This is a genomic window from Streptomyces sp. NPDC051322, from assembly GCF_040689485.1.
In the GTDB taxonomy this organism is placed as follows: Bacteria; Actinomycetota; Actinomycetes; order Streptomycetales; family Streptomycetaceae; genus Streptomyces.
In genome coordinates, this window is the sequence record NZ_JBFBAK010000007.1 from 234,372 (window position 1) to 257,646 (window position 23,275).

Genomic DNA, 23,275 nt, shown 5'->3' on the forward strand with positions numbered 1-23,275 from the left:
CCTTCCTTCGTCGACAAGAGGCAGATCATGTCGGATCGATTCACCCCCACCAGCGCTGACAGGTTCACCTTCGGTCTGTGGACCGTCGGGTGGCGGGGCAACGACCCCTTCGGTGAGCCCACCCGCGCCGCCCTGGACCCCGTCGAATCCGTCGAGCGGCTGGCCGAGCTCGGCGCGCACGGCGTGACGTTCCACGACGACGACCTGATTCCGTTCGGCTCGTCGGACAGTGAGCGGGCGGCGCTCGTCACACGCTTCAAGGACGCGCTGGACCGCACCGGTCTCAAGGTGCCGATGGCCACCACCAACCTCTTCACCCACCCGGTGTTCAAGGACGGCGGCTTCACCGCCAACGACCGGGACGTCCGCCGGTTCGCGCTGCGCAAGGTCATCCGCAACATCGACCTCGCGGCCGAGCTGGGCGCCGAGACCTACGTCGCCTGGGGCGGCCGCGAGGGCGCGGAGTCCGGTGGCGCCAAGGACGTACGGGTGGCGCTCGACCGGATGAAGGAGGCCTTCGACCTGCTCGGCGAGTACGTCGTCGACCAGGGCTACAACCTGCGCTTCGCGATCGAGCCCAAGCCCAACGAGCCGCGCGGCGACATCCTGCTGCCCACCGTCGGCCACGCCCTGGCCTTCATCGAGCGCCTGGAGCGCCCGGAGATGTACGGCGTGAACCCGGAGGTCGGCCACGAGCAGATGGCCGGGCTCAACTTCCCGCACGGCATCGCCCAGGCCCTGTGGGCGGGCAAGCTGTTCCACATCGACCTGAACGGCCAGTCGGGCATCAAGTACGACCAGGACCTGCGCTTCGGCGCCGGTGACCTGCGCCAGGCCTTCTGGCTGGTCGACCTGCTGGAGACCGCCGGTTACGAAGGCCCGCGGCACTTCGACTTCAAGCCGGTCCGCACCGACGGCTTCGACGGGGTCTGGGAGTCCGCGAAGAACTGCATGCGCAACTACCTGATCCTCAAGGAGCGCGCGCTGGCCTTCCGCGCCGACCCGGCCGTACAGGAAGCGCTGGCCGCCTCCCGTCTTGACGAGCTCGCGCAGCCCACCGCGGCCGACGGCGTCAAGAGCCTGCTCGCGGACCGCTCCGCGTACGAGGAGTTCGACGTCGCGGCGGCTGCAGGGAAGAGCATGGCCTTCGAGGCGCTCGACCAGCTCGCCATGGAGCACCTGCTCGGCGTCCGCTGACCGTCCCGGGGTGACCGGCGGCCCGGCCGCCGGACACCCCGCGGGCCGGGGCACCGCCCGGCCCACTCACCCTCGGCGTATGGACACCCTCCGCCTACGGACCTGCCGGATCCGTATCGGGCCGTGCGCCACCACCTCGTCGGGACAAGGCGTCCCCCCGGGCCGGCACCCCTCCCATGCAAGGGCACCACCGTGACAACTCACCCCCCGGACAGCACGCGCCCTCGGCCGCGCCGTCACCGCCGAAGGGTTCTCGTCCCGCTCGGTCTTGTCTCCGCGTTCGTCGCCGCCGCGGCTCTCTCCGGTTGCGGCCAGCAGCGCGACCCCGATGTGTACACCGTCCTGAACTCGTCGACCGACGAGTCCTACCACCGCTGGGACGCGGACACGCTGTCCCGGTGCAGCAAGCAGCTCGGGGTGCGGATCGAGCAGCAGAGCGTGCCGGCCGCGCAGGTGATGACGAAGGCGCTGCGGATGGCGTCCTCGAAGTCGTTGCCCGATGTGCTCCAGCTGGACGCGTCCGAGATGCCCACCTTCGCCGAGGCCGGCGGGCTGATACCGCTGAAGGATCTCGGCCTGTCCACCCGGGACGTCCCGGACGGCATCGTCAACTTCGGCTCATACAAGGGGACCTACTACGGCGCCGCCCGCACGGTGAACACCCTGGCGTTGTTCTACAACAAGGACATCCTCGCCAAGGCCGGTCTGAAGGTGCCCACCACCTGGGCGGAGATGCGGGAGACCGCGAAGCAGCTCACCCGGGGCAAGCGCTACGGCCTGGCCCTGAGCGCCGGCGGCGCGGAGGACGGGGTCTTCCAGTTCACGCCGTTCATGTGGTCCAACGGCGGTGACGAGACGAAGCTGGACAGCCCGCAGGTCGTCGAGGCGCTCGACTACTGGAAGAGCCTGCTGAAGGACCGCTCGCTGTCCAAGTCCACGGTGAACTGGACCCAGGCGGACGTCAACGACCAGTTCATGGCGGGCAACGCGGCCATGATGATCAACGGTCCCTGGCAGGTGGAGACGCTCAACACCAAGAAGAGCCTGCACTGGGGCATGGCGAAGATCCCGGTGCCCCGGGCCGGCGACGACTCGGTGGGGCCGCTGGGCGGTGGCGTGCTGACCGTGCCCAACACCGGGGACGGCAAGCGGCAGAAGATGGCCGCCCGGATCATCACCTGCATGTCCAGCGAGCAGGAGGAGATCACCTACGCGCTGAACAGCTGGATGGTGCCCGCCAACGAGAAGGCCGCAGCGGTCTGGCGCAAGAAGGTCCCGGAGCTGAGCTCCCTCGCCGACCAGGTCGCCACCGCCCGGTCGCGCACCGCCGAGCTCGGTGCCGGCTGGTCGTCGGTCTCGCTGGCGCTGCAGAGCGCCTTCCAGTCCGCACTCACCGGTGAGTCCAGTGAGGCCGCCCTCAAACGCGCCCAGCAGCGCGCCACGAGCGGGAACTGAGGTAACTGAACCCATGTCGACCACCACTGCTTCCGCCGCCGCGCCCCTGCCGCAGACGTCCACCGCCCAGAAGAAGGTGAGCCCGGCCCGCAACAGGCGCCGCAGGAAGCTCACCCAGTGGGGTTTCATCGCCCCAGCCGTCATCTTCATGGTGCTGTTCTTCGGCTACCCGCTCGTCCGCAACGTCGTGATGAGCTTCCAGGACTACTCGCCGTCCACGTTCTTCACCGGCAAGGCTCCGTTCAACGGCACCGCCAACTGGAGCGACGTCTTCAAGGACGAACTGTTCGGCAAGGCCCTCTGGCACACCATCGTCTTCACCATCGGCTCGCTGATCGGCCAGTTCTGCATCGGGCTCGGCCTCGCCGTCTTCTTCAGCCGGCGCTTCCCGCTGAATGGTCTGCTGCGGTCGCTGATCCTGCTGCCCTGGCTGGTCCCCATGGTCGTGTCCGGCGTCGTCTGGCGGCGCGTCTTCGACCAGGACACCGGCGTCCTCAACTCCTTCCTCGCCACCGTCGGCTTCGGTGGCCACACACCGTGGCTGACCAGCACCAGCATGGCGCTGGTCTCGGTGATTCTGGTCAACATCTGGATCGGCATCCCCTTCAACATGGTGATCCTCTACGGAGGGCTCCAGGAAGTCCCCAAGGAGCTGCACGAGGCTGCTTCGCTCGACGGTGCCTCCGCCTGGCGCACCTTCCGGTCCGTCACGCTGCCTCTGCTCAAGCCGGTGATCACCGTGGTGCTGGTGCTCGGTTTCATGTCGACGGTGAAGATTCTCGACCTGGTCCTCGCCCTCACCGACGGCGGACCCGCGGACTCCACCCAGACCCTGGGCACGCTCACGTACCAGAACTCCTTCGTCCAGCTGGACTTCGGCGCCGGCGCCGTGGTCGGCAACATCCTGATCCTGATCTCCGCCGTCTTCGCGGTGTTCTATCTGCGGGCCAACCGCAACGAGGGGAAGTGACCGGCATGGCGACCACTGCCCCCGCCGCCCCGCCGACGGACGGCAACAAGCCGAAGCGCCGCTGGGGTGCGACCGTCTTCGGCGTGCTCGTGCTCTGCGTGATGCTCTTTCCGCTGTACTGGATGGTCAACACGGCGCTGCAGCCCGCTTCGGGACTGCTCGAGGTGCACCCGGTCCCGGAGAGCCTCGACCTGTCGGGCTTCCGCTCCGCCCTCTCCGATCAGGGCACCCATCTGCTCACCTCGCTCGCCGTCGCCCTGGGCGCCGTGGTCATCTGCCTGGTGATCGCCGCGCCGGCCGCCTACGGTCTCTCCCAGTTCAAGCTGCGCGGCACCAGGACCATCGTGTTCGGAACCCTGATCACCCAGATGGTGCCCGGCATCGTCATCGCCAACGCCCTCTACAGCGCCTACGTGGACCTCGGCCTGGTCAACTCCTACTTCGGGCTGATGCTCGCGGACGCCTCGCTGGGCATTCCGTTCGCGATCGTGCTGATGCGCGCCTTCATGGTGGCCATCCCGCGTGAGGTCATCGAGGCGGCCGAGGTGGACGGCGCGGGGCGGTTGCGTACCTTCGTCCAGGTCGTGCTGCCGATGAGCCGCAACTCGCTGATCACCGCGGGGTTGTTCTCGTTCCTGTACGCCTGGAGCGACTTCATGTTCGCCCTCACGCTGAACACCACGGACGATGTCAAACCCATCACGCTGGGCATCTACCAGTATCTCGGCGCGCACGTCGGCGACTGGGGTTCGGTGATGGCCGCTTCGGTGCTGTCGGCGATCCCCGCGGCCGTACTCCTCGTCCTGTCCCAGAAGTACATCGCTGCCGGAATCACCGGCGGCTCGGTCAAGTAAGGTCCCGCATGCCAGAGCTGCCCGTCTTCCCGCCCGGATTCGTCTTCGGCGCGGCCACCGCCTCGTACCAGATCGAGGGTGCCGTGCGGGAGGACGGCCGTGGCCCGTCCATCTGGGACACCTACAGTCATCTCCCGGGCGCCACGGATCGCGGTGACACCGGCGATGTCGCCTGTGACCACTACCACCGCTACCCGGAGGACGTGGCGCTGCTGCGTGACCTGGGTGTGGAGTCCTACCGCTTCTCCGTGGCGTGGCCGCGTATCCAGGCCGAGGGCTCCGGGCCGGCCAACCCCAAGGGGCTCGACTTCTACTCCCGGCTGGTCGACTCGCTGCTCGAAGCGGGCATCGAGCCGGCTGCCACCCTCTACCACTGGGACCTGCCGCAGACGCTGGAGGACCGCGGTGGCTGGCGGGTGCGGGACACCGCGGAGCGGTTCGCCGAGTACACGGCGGTCGTCGCCGAGCACCTGGGTGACCGGGTGCCGCGCTGGATCACTCTCAACGAGCCCTGGTGCAGCGCCTTCCTGGGCTACGCGGTGGGCCGGCACGCGCCCGGCGCCAAGGAGGGCACCGGCGCGCTGGCCGCCGCCCACCACCTGCTGGTCGGCCACGGCCTGGCCATGAAGGCCCTGCGTGCGGCGGGTGTCCGCGAGGCGGGGATCACTCTCAACCTGGACCGCAACCTCCCGGCGAGGGACTCCGACGCCGATCTGGCCGCGGTGGTCCGCGCCGACACCCTGCACAATCTGGTGTGGACCGAGCCGATCCTCGCGGGCCGCTACCCGGCCACCGAGGAGGAGACCTGGGGCGAGCTGATCACCGCGCAGGGCTTCCGCCGGGACGGCGATCTGGAGCTGATCGCGCAGCCGATGGACTTCCTGGGGATCAACTACTACCGGCCGATCGTGGTCGCGGCCGCCCCGCACCGGGAACCCGATCCGGCGCGCCGGGTCGCCACCGACAACCGCTTCGCCGAGACGCAGTACCCGAACGTCCGGCGCACCGCGATGGGCTGGCCGGTCGTCCCCGAGTCCTTCACCGATCTGCTGACCGCCCTGAAAGCCGCCTACGGGGACGCGCTGCCGCCGGTGTACATCACCGAGAACGGCTCGGCGGAACCGGACACCGTCGACCCGGACGGCGCCGTCCACGACGCCGACCGGGTCGAGTACCTCCGGAGTCATCTGACGGCGTTGCGGGCCGCCATGGACGCGGGGGTCGATGTGCGGGGTTACTACGTCTGGTCGCTGCTCGACAACTTCGAGTGGGCGCTCGGTTATGCCAAGCGGTTCGGGATCGTCCGGGTCGACTACGACACCCTGGTACGCACCCCGAAGGACAGCTACCACTGGTACCGGCAGCTGATCGCGGCGCACCGGAGTTAGCCGCAGGCAACTGAACGACAGAGGGCCGCACCCCGTTACCGGAGTGCGGCCCTTCCGTGCGTGATCCCTACTTGCGGATCAGGCTGCGCAGCACGTACTGCATGATGCCGCCGTTGCGGTAGTAGTCCGCCTCGCCGGGGGTGTCGATGCGAACGACCGCGTCGAACTCCACGCCTGTGTCGGTGGACACCTTGACCGTGCGGGGGGTCACGCCGTTGTTCAGCTCGGTCACGCCGGTGAAGGAGAAGGTCTCCTGGCCGGTGAGGCCGTAGGACTCGGCGGTCTTGCCCTCCGGGAACTGCAGCGGCAGGACGCCCATGCCGATGAGGTTCGAGCGGTGGATGCGCTCGTACGACTCGGCGATGACGGCCTTGACGCCGAGCAGCGCGGTGCCCTTGGCCGCCCAGTCGCGGGACGAGCCCGAACCGTACTCCTTGCCGGCCAGGATGGTCAGCGGGATGCCGGCCGCCTGGTAGTTCTGCGAGGCGTCGAAGATGAACGACACCGGACCTTCGGGCTGGGTGAAGTCGCGGGTGTAGCCGCCTTCGGTGCCCGGGGCGATCTGGTTGCGCAGCCGGATGTTCGCGAAGGTGCCGCGGATCATCACCTCGTGGTTGCCGCGCCTCGAACCGTACGAGTTGAAGTCGCGGCGCTCGACACCGTGCTCCGTCAGGTACTTGCCGGCCGGGGAGTCGGCCTTGATCGCGCTGGCCGGGGAGATGTGGTCGGTGGTCACCGAGTCGCCCAGCTTGGCGAGGACCCGGGCGCCGGTGATGTCCTCGACCGGGGCGGTCTCCATCGTCATGCCGTCGAAGTACGGGGCCTTGCGGACGTAGGTGGAGTCCGGGTCCCACTCGAAGGTGTTGCCGGTCGGGATCGACAGGGCCTGCCACTGGGCGTCGCCCGCGAAGACGTCCTGGTAGGACTTGTTGAACATGTCCTCGCCGATGGAGTTGGCGACGACGTCGTTGACCTCGGCCTCGGTCGGCCAGATGTCCTTGAGGTAGACCGGCTTGCCGTCCTGGTCGGTGCCGAGGACGTCCTGGGTGATGTCCACCTTCATGGAACCGGCGATGGCGTAGGCGACGACCAGCGGCGGGGAGGCCAGGTAGTTCATCTTGACGTCGGGGTTGATACGCCCCTCGAAGTTCCGGTTGCCGGAGAGCACCGAGACCACGGCCAGGTCGTGGTCGTTGACGGCCTTGGAGACCTCCTCCGGCAGCGGGCCCGAGTTGCCGATGCAGGTGGTGCAGCCGTAACCGACCAGGTTGAAGCCGACCTTGTCGAGGTACGGGGTCAGACCCGCCTTGTCGAAGTAGTCGGTGACGACCTTGGAGCCGGGGGCGAGGGTGGTCTTGACCCACGGCTTGCGGGTCAGGCCCCTCTCGACCGCCTTCTTCGCGACCAGCGCGGCGGCGACCATGACGTACGGGTTCGAGGTGTTGGTGCAGGAGGTGATCGCGGCGACCGTGACGGCACCGTGGTCGAGGTCGTACGTCGTACCGTCGGGAGCGGTCACCGGGGTACGGCGGGTCGGCACACCGTTGTGGGTGGCCGGGGCGTCGGAGGCCGGGAAGGACTCCTTGCCCGCCTCCTCGTCGTCGGATACGTAGTTCCGGACGTCCTGAGCGAACTGCTGCTTGGCGTTGGCCAGGACGATGCGGTCCTGCGGGCGCTTGGGGCCGGCGATGGACGGGACGACCGTGGCGAGGTCGAGCTCCAGCTTCTCGGAGTAGTCCGGCTCGGCGGCCGGGTCCAGCCAGAGGCCCTGCTCCTTGGCGTACGCCTCGACCAGCGCGACCTGCTTCTCGTCACGGCCGGTCAGACGCAGGTACTTCAGCGTCTCGTCGTCGATCGGGAAGATCGCGGCGGTGGAACCGAACTCCGGCGACATGTTGCCGATGGTGGCGCGGTTCGCGAGCGAGGTGGCGCCGACGCCCTCGCCGTAGAACTCGACGAACTTGCCGACCACGCCGTGCTTGCGCAGCATCTCGGTGATGGTGAGCACCAGGTCGGTGGCGGTGGTGCCGGGGTTCAGCTCGCCGGTCAGCTTGAAGCCGACGACGCGCGGGATGAGCATGGAGACCGGCTGGCCCAGCATCGCGGCCTCGGCCTCGATCCCGCCGACGCCCCAGCCCAGCACGCCGAGGCCGTTGACCATGGTGGTGTGCGAGTCGGTGCCGACCAGCGTGTCGGGGTACGCCTGGCCGTTCCGCACCATGACGGTACGGGCCAGGTGCTCGATGTTGACCTGGTGGACGATGCCGGTGCCCGGGGGGACGACCTTGAACTCGTCGAAGGCGGTCTGGCCCCAGCGCAGGAACTGGTAGCGCTCCTTGTTGCGGCCGTACTCCAGCTCGACGTTCTGCGCGAAGGCGTCGTTGGTGCCGAACTTGTCGGCGATGACGGAGTGGTCGATGACCAGCTCTGCCGGGGCGAGCGGGTTGATCTGTGCCGCGTCGCCACCGAGCTCCTTGACGGCCTCACGCATGGTGGCGAGGTCGACGACGCACGGCACGCCGGTGAAGTCCTGCATGATCACGCGGGCCGGCGTGAACTGGATCTCCTGGTTGGGCTGGGCCTGCGAGTCCCAGCCGCCGATGGCCCGGATGTGGTCGGCGGTGATGTTAGCGCCGTCCTCGGTACGCAGCAGGTTCTCCAGCAGCACCTTCAGGCTGTAAGGGAGGCGCGCGGAGCCCTCGACCTTGTCCAGCTTGAAGATCTCGTACGACTCGTCGCCCACGCGCAGCGTGCTGCGGGCGTCGAAGCTGTTCGCCGACACGACAGTCTCCTTCATCAAATGTGCGCGTACTACCGCGCCGCGCCTCATTTTGCGGCCGGCGCCGCGGGTGCGCCTACGGCTCCTCGACCATCCGCTACAGTAAGGACTGGTTAGGTAACCCTTACTTTCGACGGCCGTCTGCGCCTTCGGCAGATATCTCGATGTCGAGATAACTCTAGTACACGACCGGCCGCAGGTCATGTGGGGACTGTCACTGCCCCTACCCGCCCCCGCCGCATCGTCACTCCAACAGCCCCCCCGACAAACTGTCATCTCATATCTGAGATAGCGTCTGCCCTATGGCAGACGACTACCTCGTACGCATCGGCAAGCTCATCCGTGACGCCCGCCAGCATCGGGGCTGGACACAGACTCAGCTGGCCGATGCGCTCTCCACCAGCCAGAGTGCCGTGAACCGCATCGAGCGCGGGAACCAGAACATCAGTCTTGAGATGATCGCCCGCATCGGCGAGGCGCTGGACAGTGAGATCGTCTCGCTCGGATACGCCGGGCCGATGCATCTGCGGGTGGTGGGCGGACGCCGGCTCTCCGGATCGATCGACGTCAAGACGAGCAAGAACGCCTGCGTGGCGCTGCTCTGCGCCTCCCTGCTCAACAAGGGCCGCACCGTGCTGCGCCGGGTGGCGCGCATCGAGGAGGTGTACCGGCTCCTCGAGGTGCTCAACTCCATCGGCGTGCGCGCCCGCTGGATCAACGACGGGAAGGACCTGGAGATCGTCCCGACCGGCCCGCTGGACATGGAAGCGATCGACGCGACGGCCGCCCGCCGCACCCGCTCGATCATCATGTTCCTCGGCCCGCTGCTGCACCGCCTGGACGCCTTCAAGCTGCCCTACGCGGGCGGATGCGACCTCGGTACGCGCACCATCGAGCCGCACATGATCGCGCTGCGCCGCTTCGGTCTGGAGATCAGCGCGACCGAGGGGCTCTACCACGCCCGGGTGGTCCGCGGCGCGGCACCCGACCGTCCGATCGTGCTGACCGAGCGCGGCGACACCGTCACCGAGAACGCGCTGCTCGCCGCCGCCCGCAATGACGGCGTGACGGTGATCCGCAACGCGTCCTCCAACTACATGGTCCAGGACCTGTGTTTCTTCCTGGAGGCCCTCGGCGTGAAGGTCGAGGGCATCGGCACCACGACGCTGACGGTGCACGGCACCCCGTCCATCGATGTCGACGTCGACTACTCGCCGTCCGAGGACCCGGTCGAGGCGATGAGTCTGCTGGCGGCCGCCGTGGTGACGGAGTCGGAGCTGACGATCCGCCGGGTGCCCGTCGAGTTCCTGGAGATCGAGCTCGCGGTCCTCGAGGAGATGGGCCTCGACCACGACCGAGGCGCCGAGTACCCGGCCGACAACGGCCGCACCCGGCTGGTGGACCTCACTGTCCGCCCCTCCAAGCTGGAAGCGCCGATCGACAAGATCCACCCGATGCCCTTCCCCGGGCTGAACATCGACAACGTGCCGTTCTTCGCGGCGATCGCTGCCGCCGCGCAGGGGCAGACCCTCATCCACGACTGGGTCTACGACAACCGGGCCATCTACCTGACGGACCTCAACCGCTTGGGCGGCCGGCTGCAACTCCTCGACCCGCACCGGGTCCTGGTCGAAGGTCCGACCCGCTGGCGAGCCGCCGAAATGATGTGCCCGCCCGCCCTGCGTCCCGCGGTGGTGGTGCTGCTGGCCATGATGGCGGCCGACGGCACATCCGTACTGCGGAACGTGTATGTGATCAACCGTGGATACGAGGAACTGGCCGAGCGGCTGAACTCGGTCGGTGCGCAGATCGAGATCTTCCGCGATATCTGAAGACCTTCACCCGGGACCAAGATCACCTGGTCCGGACGTCCGTACCCGAGAGCAAGGAAAGCCATGGCGACCGTGAGCGTCCGCTACATCGTGAACGACGTCGACGAGGCAATCTCGTTCTACTGCCGGCAGCTCGGCTTCAGCGAGGTGATGCACCCCGCTCCGACCTTTGCCATGCTCTCGCTGGGCGATCTCCGTCTCGTACTCAGCGCCGCCGGGGGCGGTCCCGGCGGCGGACAGGCCATGCCGGATGGCACGCTGCCACATCCCGGCGGGTGGAACCGCTTCACGATTGAGGTCTCGGACCTCACGGCAACCGTCGAGTCGTTGCGTGCGAGTGGTGCGCACTTCCGCAACAACATCGTGACCGGCGTGGGCGGCAGGCAGACACTGCTCGAAGACCCCTCGGGCAACCCCATCGAGCTTTTCGAACCGATCCTGCCGGAAGCCGAGCTCTCCTCGCAGGACTGACAGTTTCCGTCAGCGGCAGACCCTCCTGAACGTCTCCGCATCACGTTCTCCGCCGTTCCGGACTTCGGTCGCCGTCCACCGTTCGCCGTATCGGGTGACGTGAGCCGCGCCCTCCGCGCGTCTCTCGGTGCTTCCCAAGGACGCCCCGCAGGCTGGGGTTGATCCTTGGAGGCGTCTCATGTCTGTGCCCGCCCGCGCACCTCGCCATATGTCGAATGTCCTAGTCGCTCTGGCCGTGGGCATTCCTGCCCTTGCTCTCGCGTTCTCCAGTACCGCGGGCGCCGCCACCGGCGTTCCCGAGCCCGCTCGCCCCGGCGATGACTTCGCCGGCTCCCAGATCCTCAAGCACGAAGGCACGAGCAAGAGCGACGTCGCACTCACCGCCGCCCGGGGCACACAGGGCGTCGACGTCAGCAGTCATCAGGGCAACGTCGCATGGTCCACGCTGCGGAAGTCCGGCGTGCGGTTCGCTTACATCAAGGCGACGGAGTCCACCAGTTACAGGAACACGCACTTCACCCAGCAGTACAACGGGTCGTACAAAGCCGGGATCATCCGCGGCGCCTATCACTTCGCCACCCCCAACACATCCAGCGGCGCCACCCAGGCCAAGTACTTCCTCGCCCACGGCGGCGGCTGGTCCAAGGATGGCAAGACCCTGCCCGGCGCTCTCGACATGGAGTACAACCCGTACGGCGCCGCCTGCTACGGACTGAGCCACCAGGGCATGGTCAAGTGGGTCAGGGACTTTTCCAGGACCTACAAGGCGAAGACCGGCCGGGACGTCGTCCTGTACACCTCCACCAAATGGTGGAAGACCTGTACAGGGAACAACTCCGGATTCGGCAAGACCAATCCGCTGTGGGTGCCGCACTACGGTTCGTCCGTCGGAGTCCTGCCTGCGGGCTGGACGTACCAGACCCTGTGGCAGTACACCTCCACGGGAGCGACGGTCGGTGACCATGACCGGTTCAATGGGAGTCTCGACCGAATGAAGGCCCTCGCAAACGGCTGACCAGCCTCCCTCGAGCAGTTGGTAGGCGCCACGCGGCCGGTGTCCCCGTAGAACGGGACACCGGCCGCGTGGCGTCCATACCCCGGTAGATGGTCCGCACCGATACCTCCCCATGTCCAGTGCCGCAGCCGGCACCCCGCGGCGGCTTGGTTACACGAACATGGGGCTTCTTCCGGGCGGGCGAAGGGGGTTGAGGCGGCCATGAGTGCCGGCGCGAGCAAGGTGATGTCGCAGAAATGGGCGTGCGGCCACGCGATCGGGGGTTGTCGGCTCGCACGGAAAATTTTCCCGGTAGCAGGTGTTGCGCTTCGATAATTCGACTGTCATCGTCGGGCCCATCACCCGACTACGAGCGCCCGACCGACTCGGTCCCTGTGTCGAAGCGCTTCGACGGTCAGCGGTTGGACAGTCCCGCCACGACAGGATTCGCCGACCGCAGTAGTCAACGCAACGAAATGGAGCCCCCCATGCGCGCAACCCTCCGCAAAAGGCCTCGAGCGATCCTCCTGGGCCTCATCGCCTCCGCGGCCGCGGCGATCGGGCTGACCGCGGCACCGGCGTACGCCGCGACGTGGTCGTCCAGCGCCCAGTACGGCACGTGGTCCAACGGCGGCTACACGCTCTACAACGACGTCTGGGGCGGCGGCGCCGGCCCGCAGACGATCTGGGCCAACTCATACAGCAACTGGGGTGTTTGGGCGAACCACCCCAACACCGGCGGCATCAAGTCGTACCCCAACGCCACCCGTTACGTGGGCAAGAAGCTCAGCGCTCTGCGATCGGTCAAGTCCAGCTTCAACGTCAGCGTGCCCTCCAGCGGCGCGTACGAGACCACGTACGACATCTGGGACACCAACCACGCCTACGAAATCATGCTCTGGATGAACAAGACCGGCGCTGTCGGCCCGCTCGGTACCTCCCAGGGCAACGTCTCGGTCGGCGGCAGCACATGGACGGTCTATAAGGGAAGCAACGGCAGCAACGCCGTCTTCTCCTTCGTCCGCACCTCCAACACCAACTCCTCGACCGTCGACGTCCTGGCCGTCATGAACTGGCTCAAGAACAGCAAGCAGTGGCTCGGCGACGTCACCCTCGGCGACGTCCAGTTCGGCTACGAGATCACGTCCTCCTCCGGCGGCCTGAACTTCAGCACGAACTCGTTCTCGGTCTCCTCCTCCTGAACAGAGACCGCCCGTCCCCCGCACGCCGGCCGAACCCGGCCGCCCCCCACTGAGACGGATCGCGGCCCTTCACGTGAGCGCATCGCGCGAAGGGCCGCTTCGCCACACCTGGCCGGGAGCGACGGGATCGTGTTCAGCAAGGACGTCCCGCGGAGCGCCCGGTGATCTCGCAGCATGCGGCCGCTTGACCTTGACACAGTGACAAGGCTTTCACTGTGTCGAGGAGGTGATCCCGATGACCATGCCCGCAGAGGGAACGACCCGAGTTCTCCGGGGACTGGAGCACAGCAGCGCGTCGGTGCGGCTGCAGGCAGCGCTGGCGGCCGGCACGACCCCGGGCCCACAGTTCGTCGACAAGCTCATCGAACGATGCGCGATGGAACCCGCGTTTCCCGTGCGCGAAATGCTCACCTGGGCACTCACCCGCCACTCTGCATCAATAACGGTCCCCAGGCTCATCGACGAACTCCGCTCGGAGCGTGCGCAGGCACGAAGCCAGGCCTTGCACACGCTGTCGAAGATCGGGGATCGGCAGGCGTGGCCGGCGATCACACGGGCGCTTCTGACCGATGCCGACCACGAGGTGGCGCGGAGCGCCTGGCGGGCAGCAGTCGTACTCGTGCCCGAAGGTGAAGAACCCGCGTTGGCCGGGACGTTGGCGACACAGCTCGGGCGCGGCGAGCGTGCGATGCGGCTGAGCCTCAGCCGGGGGCTGATCGCGCTCGGTGAGGTGGTCATGCCGTATCTGCGCGCCGCGATGACGGATCTCGACCCTCGCGTACGTCAGCACGCGATCGCCACCGAACGGCTGTTGCACGACCCCGATGCCGGATTCGAGTTCGCGATCGAGGAGGCGAAGCGCAGCGTGGCACTCGAAAGAACGGGCCAGGAGGGGTGACCAGGCAGTGTTGATCGGTGAGGTGGCACAACAGTCCGGGGTCAGCGCCCGGATGCTCAGGCATTACGACTCGCTCGGCCTGGTGCGGCCAACGGGCCGTACCGAGGCGGGCTATCGCGAGTACTCCAGCGAGGACATCAGGCGGATCTTCCATATCGAGAGCCTGCGGTCCTTGGGGCTGTCGCTGCGTGACGCCGGGCGGGCGCTCGACGATCCCGGCTTCACGCCGTCGCAGCTCGTCGACGACCTCATCGGCCAAACCCGCGAACGCATTGCAACTGAGAGGGAGTTGCTCACCCGACTGGGCCGAATCGGTGCCACGGAACCCGCCGGCTGGGAGGACGTCCTCCGGATCGTCGCACTCCTCCAGGCGTTGGGGTCGCAGAGCGCCGGGAAACGCCAGCGCGCGGCCCTGTCCTCGGTCGGAGAGGTTCCGGTGCCGGTGGAAGCACTGGTCGAGGCGGTGTTGAGCGAGACGGACCCGAGCGTTGCCGGCGCCCTTCGATGGGCTCTGGCGCAATCGGGCGATGGCGGGTCGGCGCTGCTGGCAGAGGGCCTCGGCTCGCCCGTGGCCGAGGTGCGGAAACGTGCCGTCCAGTCCATCGCCGAGATGCCGGACGGCACGGCGACCGCACTGCTGCGGGACGCTCTCACGAACCCCGACGTCGTGGTTCGCAGATGCGCGGCTCTGGCGCTCGGGGCACGTGGAGGAGCCGACGCGGTTCCGACGCTCATCGACATGGTCGTCGAAGAGGCGAACGACGTCGATGCCGCCGATGCGCTGAGCGCGTTGGCGAGTGATCCCTCGCTGGCGGAAGAGATCGCCACCGGGCTCATCGGCTGCCTCGCCCACGACACCGCTGCCTCGTCTGCACGTCGGCGGCTGACCCAGGCGCTCGCGGATATTCCGGGGAGCACGGCGTCACGTGCCCTCGCGGATCTGACACATGACGAAGACCGTGCCGTCGCGCTCACTGCGACATACGTTCTCGGGCTACGCAACGCCCGACAACGGCCAGGGCTGGTCAGCCGACGCGGATCGAAGTGACCTCGTAGGCGACGGCCGAACTTGTCGCCGGTCCGCGGCAGGTGAGCTGACACGGCGGTGTGCGGTAGGCCCGTACCTCGACCTCGAAAGCCGTCGGGGGAGACGGGCGGCCGGTGATGCTGATTCGCCAGTGGTCGTTGTCGCGGAAAGTCGCGGCGACGGCGTAGTCATGCCGGCCTGCCGGGCCGAAGCGCCTGAGCACGGCTGCCACAGCGGCCTGTTGCGGCGGGAAGAGGTCCGTGTATCCGCGCAGGTGCTCCGCGTGAATACGGTCGGCCAGGTGCTCTTCGAGCGCTGTGACGGACGACCTGGCATCAAGGCCGCCGTAATAGACGCCGTCCGGCACCACGACGACGTTCGCGGCGAACCTGTCACCGCCCACGTGCGTGCATTCCCACACCAGGTCCGGCCAGCGCTCACTCAGCGTACGTCCCACCGGCCGTCCGCGCACGGCGCAGCAGGTGTCGTGCTGACCGTGTGCGCAGACCAGGACGACAGGCGGACAGCCGAGCTCTCCGGGGGCTCCGAGGGCTCCGGCGATCTCCGCCAAGTCCTCGTCACCGCTCCACGTCCCCCATTGCTGGCGGTGGGCGCCGGATGTCTCGTAGCGCAGCACGGCCCAGCGCCCGGGGCCCTCGGGCCTGCGGCGTCCGTGCCGTCTGACCAGGAGGATTCGGGCCCGCACCGCCCGGGCAGCGGAGAAGACGAGTGCTTTGGTTCCGGGCTCGAGATCGAGGCCGTCGAAGCCGTTGGCCGGCCAGGCGCCTCGGTACTCGATGAGGATCCAGACGAAGCCGTGCGGTGCTGTGCCCACCATCGGGTCACCACGGATCCGGGCGGCATCGGCGCACAGGAAGCGTTCTGTCGCTGTCACCGCGGCGAAGTCACCTTTCGGCGGGCACCAGTACGCCCGCGCGCAGCAGTCTCTCGACGAGTTCGAGGCCGAGATCACCGGCGGTGCGGACCTCACCGTCGAGCAGGCGGGTCACCGACGCGAGGTCGGTCTCCGGGAGGTCGAGCCGGCCTACGCGCGTGGTCAGACGGGGGCCCTCCAACCGCGCCTCCAGCGCCTCACGGAGCCGCACCGGCGACTCAGCACCGAGTCCGGCCACCGCCCTGAGCTGGGCCAGCGGTCCCAACGGCGCCGGGCGACCCTGGCCTCGCCGGGCGCGGTGGAGGAACGGAGCGGAATCGGCCTCTGTGACGGCGGCGACGAGGCGTTCGCGGACGGTGTCGATCTCGTCGGCCGGCCCGCCCACGCCCAGGGGCAGGGTGCTGCGCATCCGGGGATCGTCGCGCAGCATCGCGAGCGCGGACTGGGCCAGCTGTTCGGCCAGCGCGTAGCGGGTCCAGCTGTGGATTCCGAGCGTCAGGTGGATCGAGACCTCGCCCTGCGCCCGGGCGGTGTGCAGCCAGCCCCGCGGCAGGTAGAGGGCATCGCCGGGCTCGAGCACGGTGTCGATGGACGGCGCGCCCTTCGCGGCCTCGGCGACGGCGAAGCGGCGATCGGTCCATGGCTGATCGCGCAGCGGGTCGGGATGGACGGGCGGGTGGACGAGCCATCGCTTGGTGCCTTCGATCTGCAGGACGAAGACATCGTGGACGTCGTAGTGTGCGTCGAATCCGCGGTTCTGCGGCGGAGTGACGTAGGCATTGGCCTGCACCGGATGTCCCAGCTCCGCGCTCAGTCCGGCGCTGAGCTCCCCGACCGGCCCCCACGTGCGATGCAGGGCTTGCAGGACGAGGGTGGCGCCGTCGGCGAAGGCGCGCCACAGAGCGGTGTCGTCGAGCTGGTCGGAGATGGTGGCGCCGACGCCGGCGGGCGAGGTGAATGACGACTCGGGAAGTGTGGAGCCGTCCTTGGCGACGCGGAGGAAGGGCGTACGCAGGCCACGACGCGAGACCAGTTCGTCCACGGCGTCGGCGGAGAACAGGTCGGAGAAATCGCTGGCGCTGCGGGTGAGGAGCGGTGCCCGCGCCCAGACGTCACAGGAGAATTCCTGCCGGCTCAGGCCGATCAGGCGGGTCTCCAGAACCCCGGCGCCTGCTGGGGCACCGGCGTCCTGAAGCTCGGTCCGGGGGGTACTCAAGAGCGGCGGCCGGACTCCCCGGCGCCACCGTCCGCACCACCGTCGGCGCCACCGTCCGCACCGCCGTCAGCCCCACCATCCGCGCCGCCGTCAGCGCCGCCGTCGTGGACGCCGGGCGTACCGGCCGCACCGCCGTCCGCGGGGCCCTCCGCACCGCCATCGGCGCCGCCGTCGGCACCGCCGTCGTGGACACCGGGCGTACCCGCCGCTCCACCGTCCGCGGGACCCTCTTGCTCATTCGGACGCTCGGGATTGGTCATAGTTCCTCCTGAGAATCAAACGGCTGGGGCCGGCTCCCGTATTGGCGCCTGATTGTCAGACAGGGCGATCCCTCATGGGCACCGACCACCATCACCGTATCGCTCCAGGCCGAAAGCATCGATTCGAGCGGGGAGACCCGGGGCTGTGGGGCAAGGCTGGAACCAGCGGCTTCGCCCGGGTAGCGAGCGCCCGCTGCAGATGCGGACGACTGGCGAGCACGCCCGGGCGTCGGCGGCGATGCCGGACGGCCGGGCGTGTGGGTGGCTCGCGGGAGCTGTGGGCCGTCAGTCCTTGCCCTGCAGCCGCCAGATCTGGTTCTTTTTAGTGCCCAGTGCGCTCGCGGGGTCGCAGGTCCACTGGTGGATCTTCGCGCCGGCCGTGGTGGAGACGTCGCTGACGTCGACGCACTTGCCGCTGTGGACGGCGACCAATTGGTAGTCATGGCTGTTGCCGAGCGCGGTGACGGGGTTGAGGGTGAACATCTGGTTGGTCTGGCCGTTGCAGGTGTACTGGATGACGGCGGCTCCGTCGGCGGTGGAGGCGCCGGCGACGTCGATACACTTGCCGCTGAGCTCATTGACCACGGTGTAGGTGTTGGTCCGGCCTGCGACCGGCTTGAGGTCCACCATCTGCTGGTAGCCGCCCTCGCAGTAGTACTGCTGGTACTGGGTGCTGTTGGCGGTACCCAGGTTGGTGTCGTCCAGGCATTGGCCGCTGTTCTCGCTGACAGCGACCGTGGAGATGGTGGCGTCGGACGGCGGGAGGAGGGTGACGGTGTAGCCGTCCTTGGCGTTACTGAACGGGACGCTGAGGGAGGCGGCGTTGTTGCTGACCGTCAGGTTGGTGTCGGAGATGGTCGTCGGTCCGGTCACGGCTGCGCCGTTGTTGTAGGAGATGCGCTGGACGACGGCCCGGACCCGGCTGTTCTCCACCACGGAGGTGGTGTTGAGGCCGGTGAGGTTCACGGTGACGTTGCCGGTGTTGCCGCTGCTGCCGAGCAGGATTTTGGCGTTCTTGGCGGTGTTGTTCTTCGTGGCGAGTCCGTCGATGCCTGTGCCGGTGCTGAGGCTGACGATGTTGCCGGTCTGTGAGCCGTAGTAGCGGTACATGAACCACTCGCCCAGCGGCAGGTACTGGCCGGCGCTGTTCTTGGTGAGCAGGTTGGCCTCGTCGTCGTGCAGGTGGGTGCCGGAGGCCCAGTTGCCGCGCAGGCCGTCGGCACCTGCCCGCTCCAGCCGGCCGATGAACCAGGCACCGCCGCCCGGGGACTGCATGGACAGTGAGGCGTACTCGTTGATCTGGTACGGGCGGGTATTGGTCAGCCCCGCCGCCGCGATAGTGGAGTTGGCCCGGCCGACGTCGGTGACCGGGTCACCGGGCTCGTCGTGCCAGCTGTAGATGTCGGGGGCGACGTTGTTGGCCTTCACGTAGTTCAGGTACGTGGTCCACCAGGTGTGGGAGGAGTTCGGCTGGCCCGCGGTGCTCGGCCCGACGATGAGCTGGTTCGGGAACGCGGCCCGGACCCGGGCGTAGAAACGGGACCACATCTGCAGGTACTGGGCCTGGGACGGCGCCCAGAAGTTCTTGCCGTCGGGCTCGTTCCACAGGTCCCACTGGACAGTCATGTTGTTGGCTTTGACGTCGCTGACGAGCTGGGTGACGAAGTTGTCGAACTGCGTCCAGTCACCGTTGTCGCCCGGCCAGCCCTGGCTGGTGGTGGCGTCGGCGCCCCACAGGTCGTGCGGGAGCAGGACGAAGGTTCCGCCGAGGGCGGCGGTCCGCTTGTACTGGGCGAGGGTGGAGTTCCAGCGGGTCCGGTAGTCGGCGAGGCTGGTGCCGTAGCCGCCGCTGTTCAGCTGGGCGCCGCCGGCCCGCATGAAGTGCCACTTGATGTCCTTGAAGAAGTGGTCCTGCGGCAGTGAGCTGTCCGGCGTCATCCCGTAGATCATGCCGGAGGCGCGGTACGTCGGGGCGCCTCCGGCAGTGGCGAAGTTGACAGTGACGCTCGTGTCCGCTGCCTGCGACGAGGCGGCGGGCACCAGGGTCGTGGCCAGGGTGGCGAGGAGGACGGCGACAGATGAAACTGTTCGGTGTCTGGTGCGGATGGCGAATCTGGGAAGTCTTCCGAGAAATTTCATTGTGCGGCTCCTGGAGGAGAGGAGACGGACCAGGGCCCGAACGACCCCGGGGCTGTGGGAGACGGTTGGTCAGTGGACGTCGCGGTGGGCGTGGGCTTCGGCAAGGAGGAGGTAGCTGCTGGCGGTCCAGGTGTAGGCGCGGTCGCGCAGGCCCGTTCCGATGAGGGCGTCGAAGTTCTCGGCGAAGCCGTGGGTTTCGCACAGAGCGCGGAAGCGGGCACTGATGTCGTCCGCGAGACGGTGGTGGCCGGCGCGGCGCAGGCCGTCCTCGATGAGAACGGTGGCGGGAGCCCAGATGGGGCCGCGCCAGTAGCCGTCGGCGAGGTAGTGGGGGGAGGTGGTCAGTTCGGTGGCGAGGCCGTACGGGGTCAGGTGGGCCTTGATGTGGTCGGCGAGCGCGCTGCCGACCTCGCCGGGCAGGTGTTCGCCCAGCACGACGGGCATCAGGTCGAGGAGACTGGAGCTGCTCCAGGTGTCCCCGGTGGCGGCCCCCCGGGCGACGAACCGGTCGCCGGTCCATAGCTCGTCGAGCAGCGCCGTCTGGGTCAGCTCGGCTGCCCGCATCCACCGGCCCGCCTCGTCAGGCTTGCCCAACTCCCTTGCCAAGTGGGCGAGTTCGTGAAGCTGGAGAACGAGGAAGGCGGCCAGGTCGGCGGTCACGACCACCCGCTCGGGGTCAAAGGTGGTGGCGTTGTCCCAGCCGCTGTCATTGCCGTGCTGGTAGTGGGCGAGATCGGCCCCGGGGGCCCGGCGTGCGGTGAGCCAGAAGTCCGTCCAGCGCTCCAGCCGCTCGTAGGCCTCGGTCAGTTCGGCGCGGCTGGGCGGCGTCGGCAGCCGACGGCGCAGGTGGCCGAAGGCCCAGCCGTGGATGGGTGGTTTGACGAAGTTGTAGAGGACCTCGGAGTGGGTGACGGAGTCCGGCAGGGCACCGCTGTCGTCCTGGTGGTCGAACGGGAGGGCGAACTGGTCCCAGGCCAGTTCGGGGCATCCGGGCGCCAGGGCAAGGGCGTTGAAGCAGTGGTCCCAGCTCCAGACCTTGTCCATCCAGTGCTTGGACATCAGCACGGCAGGCCGAGTGACCAGGCCGGCCGGGCGCACGGCGGCCGACCAGACGACGTAGGCGGCGAGCTCGGCGGCCGGTGTGGCGGACGAGCGCCAGGGGGCAACCGTGTCGACGAAGTCCGCGAAGGAGCTCTGTACGGCCTCGACGATCGCGTCGAAGGCCGCCGAGGCCGTGTACGGGGGGCGTGAGGTCTCGAGTTCCTCGATCGCGATCTCCCAGGCTCCGTCCGCCTCCGCCATCACGACGAGGCCGCGGTCAGTGCTGTTGCCCAGGGCCTGGACTCCGGCTGTGCCGGCGACAGTGCCGGACACGACGGTGACCCGGTAACGGCGTCCGGTCTCGTACGACGTGAAGACGTGCGCGTCCGTTGCCGGGTCGTGGAAGAAATACGTCCCGCTGAACGGGGTAAGCGCCTGCGCGGCTGCGGAGACGCTGACACCCAGGCCGCTCCCGCGCAGGCGTACGGTGTCCGCCGACTCGTAGGCGAGATCGGCGCGTCCGGCCGCGCCGATCCAGCTGAGCAGGCCCGGTCTCGCCTCGACCCGTGTCTCGGCGCGGTCTCCCCTCGCCGGGTCCAGGGGGGTCAGGCGGAGCACAGCGTGCATGCCGTTCTGGTGCGAGACGAGGTGGAGATCATCGGCGTACGTCTTCTCCGCCACCACGGGCGAGATGCCGAACCAGGATCCGTGCGTGCTGAAGGGGATGTCGTGGACGGAGAAGGCGGGTCCGGATCGGGCAGCGGTCATGAAGGGTGACTCGTTTCTCGAGCAGGGAACATCGACCGGCTGACTCGCAGTTGATTCAGTCGTGCGGGGTGGAAGCACTCAGTCCTTGACGGCGCCCGCGGCCACACCGGCGGCGACATAGCGCTGGGCAAGGACGAGGATGACCGCGGTCGGCAGCGAGGCCACGACAGCGGTGGCCATGATGGCGTTCCACTCCTGGTTGTTGTTGCCGATGTAGTGGTAGATGCCGAGGGTGATCGGCTCGTGGGCGCCGCCGTTGACAAGGGTGTTGGCGAAGACGAAGTCGGACCAGGACCACAGGAAGGCGAACAGGGACACCGTGACGACGGCGTTGCGGCTCATCGGCAGGACGATCGACCAGAAGGTGCGCAGGGCCCTTGCTCCGTCCATCTTCGCGGCCTGAATCAGCTCGCCGGGGATGCCGGACATGAACGCGGTGAAGATGAGCACCGCGAAGGGAACGGCGAGGGTGGAGTCGGCGACGATGAGACCGGGGACGGACTGGAGCAGGCCGAGGCTGAGGTAGATGGCGTAGAAGCCCATCGCCATGATGATGCCGGGGATCATCTGGGCGACCAGCAAGAGGAAGCTCAGCACACCGCCGGCGCGTGGGCGCAGCTTGGCCAGGGCGTAGCCGGCGGGTGCGGCCAGCACCACGGTCAGGGCGACGGTACCGAGTGCGACGACGAGGCTGGTGCCGAGGTAGGGCAGCTGCTCGTCGAGGACGCTGCGGTAGCCGGCCAGGGTGCCGTGGACCGGCAGCAGGTCCGGCGGGCTCTTGCGCATGTCCTGGTCGCGGGTGAAGGACACGTTGAGCATCCAGTAGACCGGGAAGAGCATGCCCGCGGTGAGCAGCAGGCCGAGGGCCGTCTTCCACCACGTACGGCTGGTGCTTCGGTTCATGACAGCGCCTGCTTTCGCTGGACCTTCAGGTAGACAAGGCCGAAGACCAGGGCGGCGACGACGAGCAGGTTCCCGACGGCCGCGCCGGGGCCGAAGGCGGGCAGGAGGTTGCCGAAACCGAGCTGGTAGGACCAGGTGGCGAAGGTGGTGGACGATTCCGCCGGGCCGCCCTTGGTCATGATCCAGATGATGTCGAAAACCTTGAGCGTGTACACCAGGCCCAGCAGGAGGGTGATTGCGGACACCGGACGCAGCAGCGGGTAGGTGACACGCCAGAAGCGGTGCCAGGCGTTCGCCCCGTCCAGGGCCGCCGCCTCGTACAGGCTTGCCGGGATGGACTGCAGGCCGCTGTAGAGCACCACCAGGTTGAACGGGACGCCGATCCAGATGTTGGCGACGATGACCGAGGTCAGCGACCAGGAAGGTGAGCTCAGCCAGTTCACCGGGCCGATGCCGATGGCGTGCAGGACGGCGTTGACGATGCCCGACTCGCTGTTGAGCATCCACGACCAGGTGGAGGCCGACACGATCAGCGGCAGCAGCCACGGCACCAGGAACAAGGCGCGCAGGGTCGCCGACAGCCGGAAGTGCTGGTTGAAGAAGACCGCGAGCGCCAGGCCGATCGCGTACTGGAAGACCAGGCACATGGCGGTGAAGACCACGGTGTGGAGCAGGGCCGGGGAGAAGGTCGGGTCGTCGAGGACGGCCCGGTAGTTCTTCAGGCCCGTGAAGGGCGCGTTGCCCTGGACGAAGGAACGGACGGTGTAGTTGCGCAGGCTGAGGTCGAGGTTGCGGTACAGCGGATAGGCGTAGAAGAGGGCGAGGTAGAGGGCCACCGGGGCGAGGAATCCCCAGGCGGCCCACTGCGGGGAGGTGGGCCGGCGACGCTTTCCGGCGCGGGCCGGGGGTGGTGCGGCGGTGGCCGCCCCGTTCCGGGCGCGCACGGACCGGCGTCGGTCCGGCAGCTGTGTCATGTGGTTCATCTG

The 23,275-nt window shown here is 68.2% G+C and carries 19 protein-coding genes; 11 read left to right on the forward strand and 8 right to left on the reverse strand.

Annotated elements, in window-relative coordinates:
- Positions 1 to 27 precede the first annotated feature (27 nt).
- From xylA to AB0436_RS18485, 5 genes are all read left to right on the forward strand, one after another.
- Complete coding sequence (gene xylA / locus AB0436_RS18465) at positions 28 to 1,197, forward strand: xylose isomerase (RefSeq protein ID WP_366468942.1); 1,170 nt, start codon at positions 28 to 30, stop codon at positions 1,195 to 1,197.
- A 192-nt stretch (positions 1,198 to 1,389) separates the two neighbouring features.
- The gene (locus AB0436_RS18470; RefSeq protein ID WP_366468943.1) at positions 1,390 to 2,652 is read left to right on the forward strand and encodes a sugar ABC transporter substrate-binding protein; all 1,263 of its coding nucleotides are present in this window, start codon (positions 1,390 to 1,392) and stop codon (positions 2,650 to 2,652) included.
- 13 nt (positions 2,653 to 2,665) lie between these two features.
- Positions 2,666 to 3,622, forward strand: a complete 957-nt coding sequence (locus AB0436_RS18475) for a sugar ABC transporter permease (RefSeq protein ID WP_366468944.1) — start codon at positions 2,666 to 2,668, stop codon at positions 3,620 to 3,622.
- 5 nt (positions 3,623 to 3,627) lie between these two features.
- Positions 3,628 to 4,476 (forward strand): carbohydrate ABC transporter permease, encoded by an 849-nt coding sequence (locus AB0436_RS18480; protein ID WP_366468945.1) that lies wholly within the window; start codon positions 3,628 to 3,630, stop codon positions 4,474 to 4,476.
- A gap of 8 nt (positions 4,477 to 4,484) precedes the next feature.
- Positions 4,485 to 5,864, forward strand: a complete 1,380-nt coding sequence (locus AB0436_RS18485) for a GH1 family beta-glucosidase (RefSeq protein ID WP_366468946.1) — start codon at positions 4,485 to 4,487, stop codon at positions 5,862 to 5,864.
- Positions 5,865 to 5,931: 67 nt separating this feature from the next.
- On the opposite strand, the gene acnA is transcribed toward AB0436_RS18485, so the two are convergent.
- Positions 5,932 to 8,646, reverse strand: coding sequence for an aconitate hydratase AcnA (gene acnA / locus AB0436_RS18490; protein WP_366468947.1), 2,715 nt, complete (start codon positions 8,644 to 8,646; stop codon positions 5,932 to 5,934).
- 299 nt (positions 8,647 to 8,945) lie between these two features.
- Here acnA and AB0436_RS18495 point away from each other — a divergent pair, with 299 nt between their 5' ends.
- The 6 genes from AB0436_RS18495 to AB0436_RS18520 all read left to right on the forward strand — a co-directional run bounded on the left by AB0436_RS18495 (position 8,946) and on the right by AB0436_RS18520 (position 15,088).
- Positions 8,946 to 10,475, forward strand: coding sequence for a UDP-N-acetylglucosamine 1-carboxyvinyltransferase (locus AB0436_RS18495; protein WP_366468948.1), 1,530 nt, complete (start codon positions 8,946 to 8,948; stop codon positions 10,473 to 10,475).
- Positions 10,476 to 10,538: 63 nt separating this feature from the next.
- The gene (locus tag AB0436_RS18500; protein ID WP_366468949.1) at positions 10,539 to 10,946 is read left to right on the forward strand and encodes a VOC family protein; all 408 of its coding nucleotides are present in this window, start codon (positions 10,539 to 10,541) and stop codon (positions 10,944 to 10,946) included.
- 208 nt (positions 10,947 to 11,154) lie between these two features.
- Positions 11,155 to 11,961 carry a lysozyme gene (locus AB0436_RS18505; protein ID WP_366468950.1) on the forward strand — a complete coding sequence of 269 codons (807 nt, stop codon included), beginning with the start codon at positions 11,155 to 11,157 and terminating at the stop codon, positions 11,959 to 11,961.
- A gap of 467 nt (positions 11,962 to 12,428) precedes the next feature.
- A complete protein-coding gene (locus tag AB0436_RS18510; RefSeq protein ID WP_366468951.1) occupies positions 12,429 to 13,142 on the forward strand; it encodes a hypothetical protein in 714 nt (237 codons plus the stop codon).
- A 235-nt stretch (positions 13,143 to 13,377) separates the two neighbouring features.
- Positions 13,378 to 14,040: a HEAT repeat domain-containing protein gene (locus AB0436_RS18515; protein WP_366468952.1), complete on the forward strand. Its 663-nt coding sequence runs from the start codon at positions 13,378 to 13,380 to the stop codon at positions 14,038 to 14,040.
- A 7-nt stretch (positions 14,041 to 14,047) separates the two neighbouring features.
- A complete protein-coding gene (locus AB0436_RS18520; protein ID WP_366468953.1) occupies positions 14,048 to 15,088 on the forward strand; it encodes a HEAT repeat domain-containing protein in 1,041 nt (346 codons plus the stop codon).
- Here the strand turns inward: AB0436_RS18520 and AB0436_RS18525 are convergent.
- The 7 genes from AB0436_RS18525 to AB0436_RS18555 form a co-directional block, all read right to left on the reverse strand.
- On the reverse strand, positions 15,066 to 15,962 hold the full coding sequence (locus tag AB0436_RS18525) for a sucrase ferredoxin (protein ID WP_366468954.1): 897 nt from the start codon (positions 15,960 to 15,962) through the stop codon (positions 15,066 to 15,068). The two genes, AB0436_RS18520 and AB0436_RS18525, sit on opposite strands and share 23 nt — an antisense overlap.
- A gap of 10 nt (positions 15,963 to 15,972) precedes the next feature.
- Positions 15,973 to 17,178, reverse strand: a complete 1,206-nt coding sequence (locus AB0436_RS18530) for a cupin domain-containing protein (protein ID WP_366468955.1) — start codon at positions 17,176 to 17,178, stop codon at positions 15,973 to 15,975.
- A complete protein-coding gene (locus AB0436_RS18535) occupies positions 17,175 to 17,438 on the reverse strand; it encodes a BatC protein (RefSeq protein ID WP_366468956.1) in 264 nt (87 codons plus the stop codon). Before AB0436_RS18535 ends, AB0436_RS18530 begins: the two co-directional genes overlap by 4 nt.
- 285 nt (positions 17,439 to 17,723) lie before the next feature.
- Entirely contained in the window at positions 17,724 to 19,577 is a 1,854-nt protein-coding gene (locus AB0436_RS18540; RefSeq protein WP_366468957.1) for an RICIN domain-containing protein, read from the reverse strand.
- 69 nt (positions 19,578 to 19,646) lie between these two features.
- Positions 19,647 to 21,386 carry a trehalase family glycosidase gene (locus AB0436_RS18545; protein ID WP_366468958.1) on the reverse strand — a complete coding sequence of 580 codons (1,740 nt, stop codon included), beginning with the start codon at positions 21,384 to 21,386 and terminating at the stop codon, positions 19,647 to 19,649.
- A 78-nt stretch (positions 21,387 to 21,464) separates the two neighbouring features.
- Complete coding sequence (locus AB0436_RS18550; protein ID WP_366468959.1) at positions 21,465 to 22,289, reverse strand: carbohydrate ABC transporter permease; 825 nt, start codon at positions 22,287 to 22,289, stop codon at positions 21,465 to 21,467.
- Entirely contained in the window at positions 22,286 to 23,272 is a 987-nt protein-coding gene (locus AB0436_RS18555) for a sugar ABC transporter permease (RefSeq protein WP_366468960.1), read from the reverse strand. The genes AB0436_RS18550 and AB0436_RS18555 overlap by 4 nt, the downstream gene beginning before the upstream one ends.
- Positions 23,273 to 23,275 lie beyond the last annotated feature (3 nt).

Excerpts from the sequence above, each read along its gene's own strand:
- xylA (WP_366468942.1), top strand. The coding sequence starts at position 28 with ATGTCGGATCGATTCACCCCCACCAGCGCTGACAGGTTCACCTTCGGT.
- AB0436_RS18475 (WP_366468944.1), top strand. The coding sequence starts at position 2,666 with ATGTCGACCACCACTGCTTCCGCCGCCGCGCCCCTGCCGCAGACGTCC.
- AB0436_RS18480 (WP_366468945.1), top strand. The coding sequence starts at position 3,628 with ATGGCGACCACTGCCCCCGCCGCCCCGCCGACGGACGGCAACAAGCCG.
- AB0436_RS18485 (WP_366468946.1), top strand. The coding sequence starts at position 4,485 with ATGCCAGAGCTGCCCGTCTTCCCGCCCGGATTCGTCTTCGGCGCGGCC.
- AB0436_RS18495 (WP_366468948.1), top strand. The coding sequence starts at position 8,946 with ATGGCAGACGACTACCTCGTACGCATCGGCAAGCTCATCCGTGACGCC.
- AB0436_RS18500 (WP_366468949.1), top strand. The coding sequence starts at position 10,539 with ATGGCGACCGTGAGCGTCCGCTACATCGTGAACGACGTCGACGAGGCA.
- AB0436_RS18505 (WP_366468950.1), top strand. The coding sequence starts at position 11,155 with ATGTCGAATGTCCTAGTCGCTCTGGCCGTGGGCATTCCTGCCCTTGCT.
- AB0436_RS18510 (WP_366468951.1), top strand. The coding sequence starts at position 12,429 with ATGCGCGCAACCCTCCGCAAAAGGCCTCGAGCGATCCTCCTGGGCCTC.
- AB0436_RS18515 (WP_366468952.1), top strand. The coding sequence starts at position 13,378 with ATGACCATGCCCGCAGAGGGAACGACCCGAGTTCTCCGGGGACTGGAG.
- AB0436_RS18535 (WP_366468956.1), bottom strand. The coding sequence starts at position 17,438 with ATGACCAATCCCGAGCGTCCGAATGAGCAAGAGGGTCCCGCGGACGGT.
- AB0436_RS18540 (WP_366468957.1), bottom strand. The coding sequence starts at position 19,577 with ATGAAATTTCTCGGAAGACTTCCCAGATTCGCCATCCGCACCAGACAC.
- AB0436_RS18545 (WP_366468958.1), bottom strand. The coding sequence starts at position 21,386 with ATGACCGCTGCCCGATCCGGACCCGCCTTCTCCGTCCACGACATCCCC.
- AB0436_RS18550 (WP_366468959.1), bottom strand. The coding sequence starts at position 22,289 with ATGAACCGAAGCACCAGCCGTACGTGGTGGAAGACGGCCCTCGGCCTG.
- AB0436_RS18555 (WP_366468960.1), bottom strand. The coding sequence starts at position 23,272 with ATGAACCACATGACACAGCTGCCGGACCGACGCCGGTCCGTGCGCGCC.